The sequence below is a fragment of the Aeromonas sp. QDB62 genome (assembly GCF_027705695.1).
GTDB lineage: Bacteria > Pseudomonadota > Gammaproteobacteria > Enterobacterales > Aeromonadaceae > Aeromonas > Aeromonas allosaccharophila.
Genome location: NZ_JAPDCD010000046.1, coordinates 22,235 through 37,239, shown reverse-complemented (window position 1 = coordinate 37,239; position 15,005 = coordinate 22,235). Strand labels below are relative to the sequence as shown.

Here is a 15,005-nt window from a genome sequence, read left to right as displayed (position 1 = left end):
GCGCCGGTAAGGTGATGAACATCGGTGATCGTGCGTCCTTCATGTAACAGCAAGATGGCCATCAAGCGACGAGCATGCCCTTTATCACGGGTGGCATGGATGATTTTGTGAATGCAGCGCCGTTGTGGTCGTGGCAGGGGTGGTAGGATAGGCATCAACTCAGTCCTTTAGGTGTGGCTTGTTTGGTTTGGCGACTAATGAGATCGCACAAACTGGACTGAGTTCCCTTCCTCCAGTGATCTACTATTCGGAACAGCAATTTAGCAGGCTGCGCTTGCGATGTCCGACTTTCTCGTAGGTGGTCATACGGCGACTCCAGATAATACGGTAGGGGGGCCGTTTTGTTATCCGGCTTGAAGCCGTATGACCACTCCCTTCTGTGGGCAACTGTCAGGTGAATACCATCTTCATACAAATTTAACCAGAATGTCATATGTAATGCCGAGTTTGATTTTTGGCAAATTTTTAATTAAAAATCCCGCAGCGGTTTATTAGAGTGATGCGGGTTTTATAAAATGCATATGCATATCGTAAATGTAGATTCATAAAGAGAAACCGTCATCTACGACAATATTCTGCCCAGTCACATATCTGGATTGGTCTGACAACAAAAACATGATGCTACCTACAACATCTGAAACATCAAGCATTCCCGTTCCACAAGTCTGTTGTTTATATGCTTGACGAAAAATATCAGACTGATTATCAAATAACCCCCCTGGACTGACCAGATTAATTCTAAAACGACTGTCATTGACATATGCGACTACATATTTACTCAAGTGTTGTATAGCTGATTTTATTGCAGCATACTCCACTGGCATTGTCATTTTTGTATTTTGATAAATATCAAACTTAGGCGCAACTATGCCATATATGGATGATATATTGACTAATGAAAATGCTGTTTCGTGCTTTTTGAAATAAGAAGCGCATTGCTGGGTAAACAAAAAAGCACTACCAAGATGAAGAGACATATTTTCATTAAAGCTGGCAAATGATACATCAAAAAAATGCGAGCCATAGGTTTTGTTTCTCGGGTAGGTAGCATTGACTGCACCATCCATATGTTCCTGTTGTGCAAAGAACGCCTTGATGCTTACCTCACAGGTTACATCCAGCGATATCAACCTCAAATTTTCGTCTGCAGTATCGACACCCAGATTGATAAGACGTTGAGTCATTAAATCAACATTGATATCTGCCGCGATCACGTTAGCTCCTTGGTCCAGGATGGATGGCACCAGACGAGAACCCAGTAAACCACCTGCGCCTGCGACCAAAAAACACTTATTTTTTAACAAACCTTTCATTATTTCCATTCTCCTATAATAACCTCTGCCAGTTTGAAGTCATAAATATCATCAATGTCTACTGCTCGTTCTTTAGGCACTTCGATACTGGCTACTTTTCCCGAGAATATTCCATAATTTCCTAACACAAAGGCTGGAGTCGTCGAATATACCACAGTAGTAATATCAAATACTTGGGGGGTATCCTGACGACGAACAACTTCACAAGAGGGTTTATTTACTAACTCAATGAATCCATCCACTGTTTCCTTCACCATATTGAAATAGGGGCTGCGATTGGCTGGTGTGACGGAGATACAGATATCGGCATTCTGCTCATGACGTTTGGTAATAGCCGCCTCAACATCAAACACACTACGCAGAGGGCTGGTCGCTGGCAAACTGATAAAACCATCAAATGCCCCATAATGTGCAGTAACCCACTCAATGGCATGTCGCCAAGAAAGCCACTCCGGGCTGGTATCAGTCGCGAGCTCTGCAGGGCGTTCAATGACAACTGCTCCTAATGAGACTGCAACATATGCAATTGCTGGGTCATCCGTAGAGACAAATACCTGACTAATAGAAGGTGATGCCATAGCTGTTTCGATAGAATACTGTATCAAGGGTTTGCCCGCCAATGGGCGAATGTTTTTACCTGGCAATCCTTTTGAGCCACCTCGGGCGAAAATGAACGCGAAATTTTTCATCTGATTCGAGATCCGGTTACATGTTATCGATGATGAGAGTGTGCTTTGATCTGTTCAATCAGCGCAACCGTTTGTGTGGCATCATCGATAGAGATACTGTGATTTTTTGCACCCTGAATAAGATTGACAAAGTCGGTTATCATGCCGAGATACATTTTATTTTTATCCCAAGCAGGCTCACAATAAATGGCCTCAATACCGTTGGCCGAGCTCAATGAGACCGAGTTTTGAATAAGGTCCCACTCCAGCGTACCTTCACTGCCAATCACTCGGCATTTGCGATGCGCTTTTCGTTGGAGAAAATCCAGGTGAACAGTAGTAATGGTGCCCGTTGTGCCATCAAGCATGATATCTGCCATGTCCTCAACCGACAGACCAAGTTCTTCGGAGGAGAACAGACTTGAATATTTCACTTGAAGTGGCCCAAGCAGCCATTGGATATAATCGAGCTCATGGCTGAGCTCCAATAACACCCCGCCACCCAATTCCGCACGGGCGGAGACACTATGGCGGTAATCTTTGTTGGGGCGCCAATCGGGCAAATATTGTCCAATCTCGACATTAGCATAGTAGCAACGCCCCACTTTTTTCTCATCCAATAGTTCCTTCATGAGCAATGCTGACGGTAAATAGCGAAGACAGTATCCGACCGCAACAGGAGTATTATGCTCACGACTTGCAGCCTGGATGGCCTCGCAGTCTGCAAGTGATGCAGCGAGAGGTTTTTCAATCAAGACTGGAATACCGGCCTCTATCAGAGGGATTGCGTGAACCGCATGCAATGTCGCAGGGGAGGCTATGATTGCTAGTTCAATACGATGCTGAATTAATTCTTCTACCGAAGAAACAAATACATCGCAATCACTGACCTCGGCTGCGGCAACCTGACCACTTGCTGACATAGCGTAGATGGAAGCTAGAGGGTAGATGTATTTAATATTCTTTCTATGGCGAATAGATATATTACCTAGGCCAATGACTGCAATACGCTCCATTATGACTGTAATCCCAGAGTCGCAATATCAGACTGAGCCCTGTTGAAATCTTCCATCCTGCCAATATCCAGCCAATACTCATGAAGAGGAAACATAGATATCTTTTTGTTTTTATACATATGTTTCTCAAGTAGAGTTGGCATATCAATACACTCTCCTTTCGGGACTGATTGCACAATATGAGGCGCAACGACATAGATACCAGCATTAACAAAAAAGTGATATACTGGTTTCTCAGTCATGCTTACAATATTATTTCCATCCCCAGTGACCACACCATAAGGAATTTGATAACTATACTCACGCACACACATTGTAGCATCTGAGCCATTCTTCACATGAAAATCGAGAAGACTATTAAAATCTATAGTAGTCAACACGTCACCATTCATTATGATTAGTGGCAAGCTAGGTAAATTGCTAGGTAATAGCCCTAATGCTCCACCAGTTCCCAACGGTTTTATTTCATGTATGTACGTAATATTTACACCCCATGCAGAGCCATCACCAAAATAACTGGTTATTAACTCTGGCATATAATGTGTAGAGATATAAATGTTTTTGAATCCGGCCTTAATAAATTGATTAAGCAGCGTCTCCAAAATTGGTTTATCACCTACTTTTAGCATAGGCTTCGGACATGCGTCCGTGAGAGGCTTTAATCGGGTTCCAAAGCCACCCGCCATGATCAATACAGGATTATCATAGCTCGGCTCCTTCGTTGCCTGCTCCCAAGTCTCAAGTCCGATCAACTGACAGGACTCATTAAGGATAGGTAAAGAGAGGATACTATAGGCGCGCATGGTCTCTAGTAGTTGCACATGTGATAAATGGGCCGACACTGTAATTGGGGTGCGATTCATAACCACGGTCACGCTTTGGGTCAACTCCACATTACTCAGAATCGCACGACGGATATCCCCATCGGTCACAACCCCGAGCAGATGCCGCTCTTCATCAACGACCAAGCAGATTCGCAATGCAGCTGCATTTATCACTGCCAATGCATCCCGCACAGTGTGCTTGGTGGACAACACGACTTTTTCCCAATCCTTACTCATTCAACTCTTCCTCTACTGCTTAATGGGCATAACAATACCTTTGGCAACATATGCGATCTGCGCCGTCCCCAACGAACGGGTCACATTGGCACCCGCACCAACAACGGCATCATCACCGATATCGATTCCCTGAATGACGGAAGCCCCCGTGCCAACATGTACGCGGCTCCCTGTGAACACCCCTCCGGATAAGACAGAGCCCGTGGCAATATGGTTATCGGCCCCAATTTGGCAATCATGATCCACGATGGCGCCTGTATTTATAATTGTGTTCGGGCCGATCCGGGATCCTGCTTGGATAATCGCCCCCGCCATGACCTGAACTCCTTCTGCTAACTCAGCGTAATTCGATACCATGGCATGCGGCGAAACAACTTGGGCGAAGCGATAGCCCAATGCTTGGTAATGGAAAAATTTTTCGGCTCTCAACACATGCCCAGGTAAAGAGCCAATGCCATTGACTAATTCAACTTCATTCGGAGAGAAGCTCAGAACCTTGCTTTCATCATTCCAACACGGAATATCAGCAAGTACGATACGTCCAGCCCCCAAGCTTGGAGTGACTAGAGCCACTGGGATTCGCCCTTGACTACGCAATATATCCACCAGCACTGAAGCATGTCCTCCAGCACCCAGAACAATCAGTGGCTTATTCATAGATCGGTTCACCCTCCAGATAGCTATGTTTTGCAGGTTGCCCTAGTAGCTGCCAGTAGGCATAGGGACTCATTCCATCGCCAGGGCGTTTGATGGCGAGATTGTCGGCACAGAGGATGGCGCCCTCCTCAATGTCGCAAGCAGCCACCAGGCTCTTGCGTGCGATCTCCTTGTTCTTGATCTCGCTCGGGCGTGGCCCCTTGATGCCATCCCCAAGTGCCAGTTCCACATCGCGGATCCCCTGCACCATGGCGGCCAGTTCATCGGGTTCTAGAGAAGCCTTGTGATCAGGCCCTTCCATGTTGCGATCCAGAGTGAAGTGCTTCTCGATAAGGCAGGCCCCTCGGGCCACCGCTGCAACGGGAATAGTGATGCCCTGGCTGTGATCCGAATAACCGACCGGCAACCGGAATGCGTGAGACAACGTATCCATGGCTTTGAGGTTGATATCCACCATGGGCGCCGGGTACTCGGTCGTGCAATGCAACAGGGTCACCTTGTTGGCAAGAGCTGCCTGACCGGCCTCGCTTGCATAGGCAGCCATGAAGGCGGCCTCACCGGGCTGCGCATCCTGCGGCGCGGTCAATCCGAAGGCTATCACCCCTAGGGCCGCCTCCACTTCTGCCAACGTGGCCATACCGGTCGAGATGATCAACTCGCAACCGGTGCGAGCATGGGCCAGTACGAAAGGCGCATTGGTCAGTTCTCCGGACGGGATCTTGAGGGTCTGCAACTTCAACCTGTTCACCAGAAAGTCCAGGCTCTCGGTATCGAAGGCGGTAGACAAAAACGCGATACCGAGAGACTCGCAATGGGCGATCAGACGAAGATGGGCATCGAACGAAAGCTCAAGGCGGGAGAGCATGGCAAACTGGCTCTCTTCCTTGCCGGTGTTGGCGGTTTGATAAGCAGCCTGCTTGGCCTGGCGGGTCACCAGATTGGCCGCCTTGAAGGTCTGAAACTTGACGACATCGACGCCTGCCTGGTGGGCGGCATCGATCAGCGCCACGGCGAGTGCTTCGTCGCCATTATGGTTGACGCCGGCTTCGGCGATGATGCGGATCATGGTGACGGACTCCTGTCGAGATCATGGAACTGTTTGATGGTGGGAGCGGCAAAGTGTTTCAGACACGCCAGGATCTGGTTGCTGGCATCCCCAGCACCATAAGGATTGACATAAGCATCCGGAGCCATCGGTTGCAGAGCCTGGGCAATACATTGCGTAATGGCCGCAGCCTTAGCCTCGCAATGCAGCACGCTCTTCGCTGCCAGGCGCCCTTGTTGACGCTGACCGATATCGATGGTCGGAACACCCAGAGAGGGCACTTCGATGATGCCGCTCGACGAGTTGCCAATCACAGCGGCACAGTGTTTCACCGCGCTCAGGTAACGCTTGTAACCCAGAGATGGGATGGCCAGCACGCGTGCTGGATTTGCTGCCGCATACAGCTCAAGCAGTGGAATGATGGCTCGACCACCGTCATCTGCATTCGGATACGTCAGGATGACCTGATGGTCGGGATAGTTATCCAAGGCCGCCAGCAAGGCACTGAAACTCTCCTTGGCCGGTTCATCGGCCAGAGTCACAGGGTGATAGGTCACCACGAAGAACGGTGAGTCCAGCGTAAACCCAAGGGAAGATTGCAACTCGTCCATGGACAGCAGCGGGGTCTTGATGATGTGATCCAGACCGACTGCACCTACGTTGAACACCCGCTCCGGCGCCTCACCCAACTGAATGACGCGCTGTCGATAGGGCTCGGCTGCCGTGAAGTGCAGGTAGCTCAACTTGGTAATGGCATGGCGAATGGCGTCGTCATAAGCCCCCTCGGTGATCTCACCACCATGGAGGTGTGCTACCGGTATGCGCTGCAACATGGCCGCCTGGGCGGCCGCCAGCGCTTCGAAGCGATCTCCCAGTATCACCAGTACATCCGGTTGCTGCCGTGCCAACACGTCTGCCAGCCCGAGCAAGGCGACTCCCATGCTCTTGACCACACCGACAGAAGTATCGGAGGAGAGTAGCATCTCGATGCGTTCATCTATCTTGAAGCCATCCTGCTCTATCTGCTGGTAAGTTAGACCAAACTCGGGAGACAAATGAGTGCCGGAAACAATGAGTCTGAGATCCAGCTCGGGATCGGCCTCAATGTCTTTCATCAACCAATAGAGCAGCCCGTATTCGGCGCGGGTACCAGTAAAGACGGCGATGGTATTGGCCATGTTCAGACCTCGACAGGCGAGCTGGGCAGGTTGATCAGATGGGCTTCCAACCACTCGGCGTTCTTCAGCTCCCCGCACAGGGCATGGGAGAACATGGGCAGACGATGCATCAGCTTCCATACGGGCCGGGTCATGACGCCAGCCTTGTTCAGCTCGGTCAGCAACGTATCCCGCTGGGTTTGATCTTCACAGACAATCGCATTGAGCCAGTAATTGGAGCGTCCATAGGAAGGCTCGGTCACAAACTGGCATGCCTGATCCTTGAAGAACTCGGCATACTGCATGGCCAGCGCCCGCTTTTGCGCCAGGAATTGCGGCAGGGCTTCCATCTGTGCACATCCGAGGGCCGCATTCAGATTGGGCATGCGGTAGTTAAAGCCGGGTTCATCATGATAGAACTCGAACGGATGGGGCACCTTGGCGGTAGTGGTAATGTGCTTGGTGCGCGCCCCCTGTTCGGCATTCTGGCAGAGCACCATGCCACCACCACCCGTGGTGATGATCTTGTTGCCATTGAAACTCAGGGCGGAAAACGCACTCAGCGTCCCCGTGTGTTTGCCTTTGTAGTAGGAACCCAGGCTCTCGGCAGCATCTTCCACCAGGGCGATGCCCCAGGCCTCGCACACTGCCTGAAGTTCATCGAGTTCAACCGGATGACCAAAGGTGTGCATGGGCACGACGGCTTTGAGGCGGCGTCTGCTTGCCTTGTGGATGGCGCCTGTCTCGGTGCGAGATGCATGCTCTTCCAGCCAGTTGGCCAGGGCAACGGGGCACAAACCCAGGCTCTGACGTGATACATCGACGAACACGGGCTCTGCGCCCATGTGATACAAGGCATTGCAGGTCGCCACAAAGGTCAGGGGCTGGGTGATCACCAGATCCCCTGCCTGCACACCTGCCATGTAGAGTGCGATATGCAGCGCCGCCGTGCCATTCATGGTGGCAACGGCACGGGCTGAACCGGTAAAGGTGGCTATTTGCTGCTCGAACTGCTCAACATAGGCACCGACACTGGAAACGAAGGTGCTTTCGAGGGTATCGAGCACATATTGACGTTCATTGCCGGCAAAGGTCGGGGCGTGAAGGGGGATGAAGTCATCGGTTTTGTAGGTATCACGAATAAAACGTATCAATTGGGTATGCATACCGATTCCTTACATCTTGCCGTCGAGATATTTGCCCGTTTCTTTGTGACCAAAATCCGGGATCATGGTGAAGAACAGCTCGACGATCTCTTTCTTGTCCCAGGCGCATTTTGTTTTCATGGCTGCAATGGTCAGCTCGAAATGGTTGAGCAGATCATTTTGATATGAGGGTTCATTCTTGATGATGCCCAGGTTTTCGAACCGAGCCATATCCAGCACTTCCTTGTCCGTGAAGAACTCTTCGAAGTCTTTTTCACCCGTGGTGTCGCTCTCGGTAAAGAGGCAAGGCCACATCCCCTGCTCAGGCAGGCTCGCCATCAGGGTTCTGGCTTCATCCTCGTCCTTGCATAGATACGGCTTGTAGCCATGCTGCTCCAGATACTTCACTGCGATGTCGGCGAAGGTAATCAGGTGCAGGGATTCGCTGAGCTTGGGGAAGAAGATATCCCTGTTCTCACCGAAGATGCAGGACATCAGGCACAGCTCACCGGACTCCTGAGGGGTCACGAAGTAGCGTTTGATGTCGTTGGGGGCGACGATGGGCTGACGCTTTTGCAAGCGTTGGTTGAAGCCATGCAACAACGAGCCATCGGAGAAGGCCACGTTGGCAAAGCGTGCGGTTGAAATGGTAATCTGCTCACTGCGACGCATCAGGAACATCTCCATGATGCGCTTGGAAGCTCCCATCATGTTGACCGGATTGGCCGCCTTGTCCGTCGAAACACAGAAATACTTTTTCACTCCCATGTCGATGGAGTGCTGGATGGTTTTGTCCGTGTTGAATACGTTGACATCGATCATACGCATCAACGTGAAAGGATCTTTCTCGCTGCGTACATGTTTGAGCGCAGAAAGGTTGAGCACGTAATCATAGGCGCCGTCGGCTTTGATAAATGCGTCATATTCAATGGAGCCGATATCCAGCGCGAACGTTTGGAAATCACCATCGATATACCCGAACGAGCTGCGGATATCGCGTACCAACTCAACCATGTTGTTTTCGCTGATGTCGACGACATGCAATTTGCGTGGATTTCTCTTGAAGATCTCTTTGGTCACTGCCTGACCAATAGAGCCTGCCCCGCCCAATACCAAGAATCGGGAGTTCGTCACGGTTTGCCAGAGCAGTGTATCTACGTGTTGGACATCCCGAGTAAATAAGGAAATGTTACGACCAATAAGGGCAAGTATCTTGTCGTTCATTTTATGTCACCAGAGCAAGGCAAGAGAGTGAAGGTCATTACTATGAGAATGTCATCATTTCTCATCTTAAAAGAGGCTTATGGGCATAGTGCCTTTCATGCGTCTGCAACTTTGGGGCCAACTTTAGATTGTAATGACAATATATTATCTCGATTCAAGGATGTTACGGTCTGATCGATCTACAGATCTGCTCCACCGCATTGAGGGCTCTCGGGGTGAAGCGGTGCAGCTCATCCGAGTTGATCAAATCGAGTCGCCGATGCGCTACAGCGTCCAGATTGGGCCACTTTTGCCAATGACGCAGGGCGTCAGGATCTTGACTCCCCGCCAGGATCAGCGCGGGGTTGGCCCTGATCACCTGTTCCATGTCCACTTGAGGGTAGGGGGTCTTGGCATTCGCCATGACGTTGATCCCCCCGCAAAGTTCGATGGCCTGAGCAGGCCAGGCATTGCCACTGACGCTGGTGAGCGGCGGGTACCAGAGCTGGTAGAACACCTTGACGCCGGTTGGTTGGCCATAACGCTGTTGCAGGTCATGTAGGCGCGCCAGATAGCGATCGGCAGCTTCGTCGGCACTCTTTTCCACACCCAGTAATTTGCCCAGTGCCCGCATTTCGGTGGCCAGCGAGGCAAAATCGGTGGGCTCAGAGTAGAAAACCGGGATACCCAGCTGCTCCAACGGGGCCAGCATTCGTGACTGGGCCGAGCGCCAGCCCAGGATCAGGTCCGGTTTTTGTGCCAGCAGCGCCTCGACATTGATGCTGCGATAATTGGCCACCTTGGGCTTGTCTTTCACCTCGGCGGGATAATCGGAGGCATCATCAACGGCCACCAGCTTGTCACCGGCACCGATCTCGTAAAGTAGCTCGGTAAGATGGGGAACCACGCTCACCACCCGGCTCGGAGTTGCGGCCAGCAGCGCACCGGGCAACCAGGCCAGCAGTGTGCAGGACAGCCAGCTTGGCAATCGCAGCCATCTAACCATGAAATAACCCCGCCACCGTGACAAGTAGCGCCAGCATCAACCAGCCCCAGCCCATTGCTTGCAGAATATTGAGTAGCTTGCGCGGTGACTCGCCATCGGGGTCATGACCGCTGCCAAGTACCGGCCAGCGTTGCAAGGTTCCCTGATAGTAGCGGGGGCCACCAAGGCGAATTCGGCACTTGTCAGCAAGTAGTGTCAACAGCATCCCGATAGCAGGGTAGGGCCAGATCGCACCACTTCGCAGCAGTTGCGTGGCCTGCCTGATACGGGGCAGCAGGAGCGGCAGTCCCAGCAGCAGGATAGTGGGGGCATTGAGCCCCTGATAGAGGGCGCTGGCGGCACGGCCGAAATAGCCAAACGCGGGATCCTTCATGCTCCAACCCTGGTTCATCAGCTGGGTCAGCCGCCAGAGCAGGGCGCCTTGTACCCCCGCGAGGGCGTATCCCAGCAGCGGGCCAGCCCATTGGCCCACCAGGCGCAGGGCGCTGCTTTCGCTCACCGCTTTGGCAATGCCCATGGCAGAAAGTTTGCCGGTCTCACGTTTGAGCCAGGGGGAGGACTGCAATCTTGCCAGCGGCAGGGTCTCCTGCGTGGCGAGCGAGCGGGTGGCATGGGCAAGTTCGCGCAGCGGACTGGATTCGAGCATCAGCAGTAGAAACAGCAGGTCAAACAGCGGCTCGCTCAGAGCCAGATTACGCAACGACCAGAGCCCGGCTGCGCAGGGTACCCAGACCACCAGCATTGCCAGCATGCCCGCTTGCAGCTGCTGGCGTGGCGTGCCATCGGCTCTGTGCACCTTGTGACCCAGCCGGGTCAGCAGGGGCGTAATGGCCGAGAGCCGCAGATGGGATGGCCACGGGATCACCGCCTCCAGCAGGGCAGCCCCTACCAGAATGGCCGCCGTCGTCGAGAGAAGGGCGTCGGCCATCAGTTCGAGCGAGCCGGTTTCGATCACAGCTTGCCGAGCATCTTGATGATCATCTCGGCGGAGTGTTTGCCAGCCACTTCGATAAAGGCGTCGAAGGATTCAACCTGTTCCTTGCCGGCGATGTCGGACATGGCGCGCACCACCAGATAGGGCACCTTGAACATGTGGCACACCTGACCGATGGCGGCACCTTCCATCTCGACTGCCAGCATTTGCGGGAAGTCGGCGCGGGCCTTGGCGATGGCGTCCGGCTTGCACATGAACTGATCGCCGGTACAGATAAGGCCAACCTTGGTCTGATGCTTGCCCTGCTCGGCGATGCAATCCTCGGCGACAGCGATGAGCTTCTCGTCGCAGGGGAAGGCGACGGGCTGCTGCGCCATCTGGCCCATCTCGTAACCAAAGGCGGTCACGTCCACATCGTGAAAGCGCATCTCGCTGGCGATCACCACGTCACCGATGTGCAGATCCTGGGCAAAGCCGCCTGCAGAGCCGGTATTGATGACGCAGTCGGGAGCGAATTTTTCCAGCAGCAGACTGGTGGCCACGCTGGCGGCGACTTTACCGATGCCGGAGCGGGTCAGGATCACCTCTTTGCCTGCCAGCTCACCTTGATAGAACTCGCAGCCGCCCAGTTGCAGGGTGGTGGGGTTGCTCATCTGGCTGCGCAGCAGGGCTACTTCTTGCTCCATGGCGCCGATAATACCTACTTTCATTGCTGACCTCGTCTTGCTAGCCGTGTGGCTGAATTTAAGTTGCTGTAGATCATAACAAAAGATGGCGTCGGCGCCGAGAGGCGCAAGCGAAAGGGGAGATAAACGATGGCACGCCATATGGCGTGCCATCAGTTGCTAATTTAGCGTGGGAGGGAAACGAGTGGAGCGTTTAGCCGAGGGCGGTGTCGAGTGTCATCATCAGGGCAAAGCCCGCCATCAGGCCGAGGGTGGCATAGGTCTGATGACCGTTGCGGTGGGTCTCGGGGATCACCTCGTGGGAGACCACGAACAACATGGCACCGGCGGCGAGTCCTAGCCCTATCGGGTAGGCGATGGCAAGACCGCTGGAGAGCCCCACCCCGAGCAGGGCGCCTAACGGTTCCAGCAGGCCGCTGGCGATGGCAACCTGCACCGCCACCGAGGGGCGAAAACCGGCGGCGCACATGGCCAGTGCTACTGCCAATCCTTCCGGGACATCCTGCAGCGCGATGGCGGTGGTGAGCGGCAGCCCGACCGACATATCCCCTTGCGAGAAGCTCACCCCGATGGCCATCCCCTCCGGCAGGTTGTGCAGGGCGATGGCAAAGACGAACAGCCAGACCCGGGAGCATTGCTCGTGGCCGGGACCGCAGGGGCCGGTTTTGTCATGCTCGTGCGGGGTGAACTGATCCAGCCCCAGCATCAACAGCACCCCGAGGGTCATGCCGACTACCACTACGGCGGCGGCACTAAAGCCGTTGCCGGTGATCCCCTCAGCGGCTTCCAGCCCAGGTAGCAGCAGGGAGAAGGCACTGGCGGCTAGCATCATGCCAGCGGCAAAGCCCAACATGGTGTCCTCAACCTTTTGCGGCACCGCCCGCAGGAACAGGGCGGGCAGGGCGCCAATGGCGGTGGCGGCAAAACCGGCTGCCCCCCCGATCAGGCCGTAGCGCACGCCGTTGGTTACGTCGCCGGTCGCCAACATGATCAGGCTCTGTAGCAACAGGAGCAACACCGCGACCAGCGCGATAAAGAGGCCGAGAGCAGTGAGCGGGCGGCTTTGCATCTGGCTGCGCAGTTGCTGTGACCAGGATAACGGGGGGAGGGCTGAGAGATGGTCCATGACATGACCTCGGGGTGTGCAAAGTGGGTGGTGGCATTACATCGATTCGGCCACCCCTTGTCCATGTCTGCAAGACGATTGCCGCTATCGGAAAAGCGAGGGAGACATTTATCCAGGCAATATGGGTAGCTTAATCGGCTGGCGGCGAGAGGGAGTGTCGGAAATGGTTGAAGTGGGTGTTGAATGGCAAATGGGGATGCATCGTCATGCTTTTAAACAGAAGGCTGATGTCGGCACCTGAAGTGCGGACGTCAGAAACAAAAAAACCGGCTTGCGCCGGTTTTTTTGTCTTGGTGAAAGCTGGGAAGCTGGCTTATTTGGCCAGGGACTCCGGCAGCTCTTCACGGATCTTGCCGAGCATCTCTTTCAGGACGCGCGGGTTGGCAACCACGATGTTGCCGGAGTTTTCGTAGTTGTGACCACCTACGAAGTCGGTGACGATGGCGCCAGCTTCTTTGGCCAGCAGTTCACCGGCAGCGGTGTCCCAAGGCTTGAGGCCGATTTCCCAGAAACCGTCGACGCGACCGGCAGCCACATAGGCCAAATCCAGCGCGGCGGAGCCGGAGCGACGGATGTCGGCACATTCGATGAACATGCTCTGGAACATCTTCAGGTACGGCTCGATGTGATGCTTTTGCTTATAGGGGAAACCGGTGGCCAGTACGGTGCCAGCCAGCTCTTTGGCTTTGCCGACACGGATGCGGTAGCCGTTCAGCTGGGCGCCGTTACCACGGGTAGCAGTGAACAGTTCGTCACGGATGGGATCATAAACAACGGCTTGTTCGGTTTTGCCTTTCACGCGCAGCGCGACGGAAACGGCAAAGTGCGGAATGCCTTTGACAAGGTTGGTTGTGCCATCCAGCGGGTCAATGATCCATTGGTAGTCCGGATTGGTACCGGCAATCTCACCGGACTCTTCAGCAACAATGCTGTGTTCCGGGTAAGATTTTTTGATGGTGTGAATGATGGCCGCTTCGGCTTCACGGTCAACGTTGGTCACGAAGTCATTGCTGCCTTTTTGGATAGCCTCAATGTTCTCGGGCTGGGAGAAGGCTTTTACTACAACTTGACCGGCGTTGCGCGCAGCGCGCACGGCGATATTCAGCATCGGATGCATAGGTTCACCACTGGATGTTAAAGAACAGGGGATAAAAGGACGCGGTATAATACCAGTATTTTGTGCGATGGCAACTGTTATCCCCCTACGACCAATTGATTAGCACTGCCAGATTTGACGGCTCCAATATAGACCAGATCTGCGCTAGTCTTATCCCAGCAGCCTGATACCGGCTGTCATGAGCATAGGGATATGAGCCATGAATTTGTCATTAGTGAGTCAGAACGTGTCAGCGACCAGTGAAGGTCTGTTGGCCATTTTGCGGTCATCACCGGAGTATGGTGATCACTTTGCCCACATCGCCGTGACCCCCCTTGCCCAGTGGCAACCGGCCAAGACGGAGGCGGCGATCTTGCTGATCGACGGGGATGCCCCCTGGCAGGATGCCGGATTTGCCCGCGCAGAGGACGAGACGATCGGCTTGCCGGTCTTGCCGCTGCTGATCCGCAAGGGGGACAAGGAGTTGACGGTCTGCGGGCCGGATGTGCGGGATCCCCGTTTCTATTTTGTCTCAAACGGCATCGTGCTGGATGAGTCGGAGCTGGCCGAGCCTGCCTGCAGCCGGGTGTTGCTGAGCAAGCTGGAGTCCTACTTCCCGCTGCTTTCCCGCCTGATCATGCTGCGCCAGCGCAAGCCGGTCGCCATGCTCAACTAGTCACGCCTGTTTTTTTGATTACACAAGCAACACACCGCAGGCCATATCGGCTCGCGGTGCGTTGCTTTTTAATGGCTCGTTGTCGGTGACTTGTTGCAAGATGAGGCGGCAATGGTTTGGTCTCGCCATCGAGCCGAACTATCTATATCGACCCCTACTATTTCCAGTCGTACTATTCCGATTCGTACTATCCGGCTATGACCAACAAGGAGTGAA

General features: G+C 53.6%; 15 protein-coding genes and 1 pseudogene. 1 reads left to right on the top strand and 15 read right to left on the bottom strand.

Features of this window, described 5'->3' with window-relative positions; all coding sequences use genetic code 11:
• From OKC27_RS19165 to suhB, 15 genes and pseudogenes are all read right to left on the bottom strand, one after another.
• A pseudogene (locus OKC27_RS19165) lies at window positions 1–155 on the bottom strand (IS630 family transposase); the annotation flags it as partial.
• 387 nt (window positions 156–542) lie between these two features.
• Entirely contained in the window at window positions 543–1,313 is a 771-nt protein-coding gene (locus tag OKC27_RS19160) for an oxidoreductase (RefSeq protein ID WP_234601611.1), read from the bottom strand.
• Window positions 1,313–2,002: an acylneuraminate cytidylyltransferase family protein gene (locus tag OKC27_RS19155; protein ID WP_234601608.1), complete on the bottom strand. Its 690-nt coding sequence runs from the start codon at window positions 2,000–2,002 to the stop codon at window positions 1,313–1,315. Before OKC27_RS19155 ends, OKC27_RS19160 begins: the two co-directional genes overlap by 1 nt.
• A 23-nt stretch (window positions 2,003–2,025) precedes the next feature.
• On the bottom strand, window positions 2,026–2,997 hold the full coding sequence (locus tag OKC27_RS19150; RefSeq protein ID WP_234601606.1) for a Gfo/Idh/MocA family protein: 972 nt from the start codon (window positions 2,995–2,997) through the stop codon (window positions 2,026–2,028).
• Window positions 2,997–4,058 (bottom strand): nucleotidyltransferase family protein, encoded by a 1,062-nt coding sequence (locus OKC27_RS19145; protein WP_270806625.1) that lies wholly within the window; start codon window positions 4,056–4,058, stop codon window positions 2,997–2,999. The genes OKC27_RS19150 and OKC27_RS19145 overlap by 1 nt, the downstream gene beginning before the upstream one ends.
• 12 nt (window positions 4,059–4,070) lie before the next feature.
• Entirely contained in the window at window positions 4,071–4,715 is a 645-nt protein-coding gene (locus tag OKC27_RS19140) for an acetyltransferase (protein WP_182937719.1), read from the bottom strand.
• Complete coding sequence (neuB, locus tag OKC27_RS19135; protein WP_270806624.1) at window positions 4,708–5,781, bottom strand: N-acetylneuraminate synthase; 1,074 nt, start codon at window positions 5,779–5,781, stop codon at window positions 4,708–4,710. The genes OKC27_RS19140 and neuB overlap by 8 nt, the downstream gene beginning before the upstream one ends.
• Complete coding sequence (gene neuC, locus OKC27_RS19130; protein WP_270806623.1) at window positions 5,778–6,938, bottom strand: UDP-N-acetylglucosamine 2-epimerase; 1,161 nt, start codon at window positions 6,936–6,938, stop codon at window positions 5,778–5,780. The genes neuB and neuC overlap by 4 nt, the downstream gene beginning before the upstream one ends.
• Window positions 6,939–6,940: 2 nt before the next feature.
• On the bottom strand, window positions 6,941–8,083 hold the full coding sequence (locus OKC27_RS19125; protein ID WP_270806622.1) for a LegC family aminotransferase: 1,143 nt from the start codon (window positions 8,081–8,083) through the stop codon (window positions 6,941–6,943).
• Between the two features lie 9 nt (window positions 8,084–8,092).
• On the bottom strand, window positions 8,093–9,286 hold the full coding sequence (locus tag OKC27_RS19120; protein ID WP_270806621.1) for a UDP-N-acetylglucosamine 4,6-dehydratase: 1,194 nt from the start codon (window positions 9,284–9,286) through the stop codon (window positions 8,093–8,095).
• Window positions 9,287–9,449: 163 nt separating this feature from the next.
• Window positions 9,450–10,271: a cobalamin-binding protein gene (locus tag OKC27_RS19115; RefSeq protein ID WP_270806620.1), complete on the bottom strand. Its 822-nt coding sequence runs from the start codon at window positions 10,269–10,271 to the stop codon at window positions 9,450–9,452.
• Window positions 10,264–11,226: a cobalamin biosynthesis protein CobD/CbiB gene (locus OKC27_RS19110; RefSeq protein ID WP_270806619.1), complete on the bottom strand. Its 963-nt coding sequence runs from the start codon at window positions 11,224–11,226 to the stop codon at window positions 10,264–10,266. Before OKC27_RS19110 ends, OKC27_RS19115 begins: the two co-directional genes overlap by 8 nt.
• Window positions 11,223–11,915 carry a 5'-methylthioadenosine/S-adenosylhomocysteine nucleosidase gene (mtnN, locus tag OKC27_RS19105; RefSeq protein WP_234601599.1) on the bottom strand — a complete coding sequence of 231 codons (693 nt, stop codon included), beginning with the start codon at window positions 11,913–11,915 and terminating at the stop codon, window positions 11,223–11,225. The genes OKC27_RS19110 and mtnN overlap by 4 nt, the downstream gene beginning before the upstream one ends.
• A 169-nt stretch (window positions 11,916–12,084) precedes the next feature.
• A complete protein-coding gene (locus tag OKC27_RS19100; RefSeq protein WP_270806618.1) occupies window positions 12,085–13,017 on the bottom strand; it encodes a ZIP family metal transporter in 933 nt (310 codons plus the stop codon).
• 313 nt (window positions 13,018–13,330) lie between these two features.
• Window positions 13,331–14,134 (bottom strand): inositol-1-monophosphatase, encoded by an 804-nt coding sequence (gene suhB / locus OKC27_RS19095; RefSeq protein ID WP_042060219.1) that lies wholly within the window; start codon window positions 14,132–14,134, stop codon window positions 13,331–13,333.
• 199 nt (window positions 14,135–14,333) lie between these two features.
• Between suhB and OKC27_RS19090 the strand changes: the two genes are divergently transcribed.
• Window positions 14,334–14,789 (top strand): hypothetical protein, encoded by a 456-nt coding sequence (locus tag OKC27_RS19090; protein WP_075112662.1) that lies wholly within the window; start codon window positions 14,334–14,336, stop codon window positions 14,787–14,789.
• Window positions 14,790–15,005: the final 216 nt, after the last annotated feature.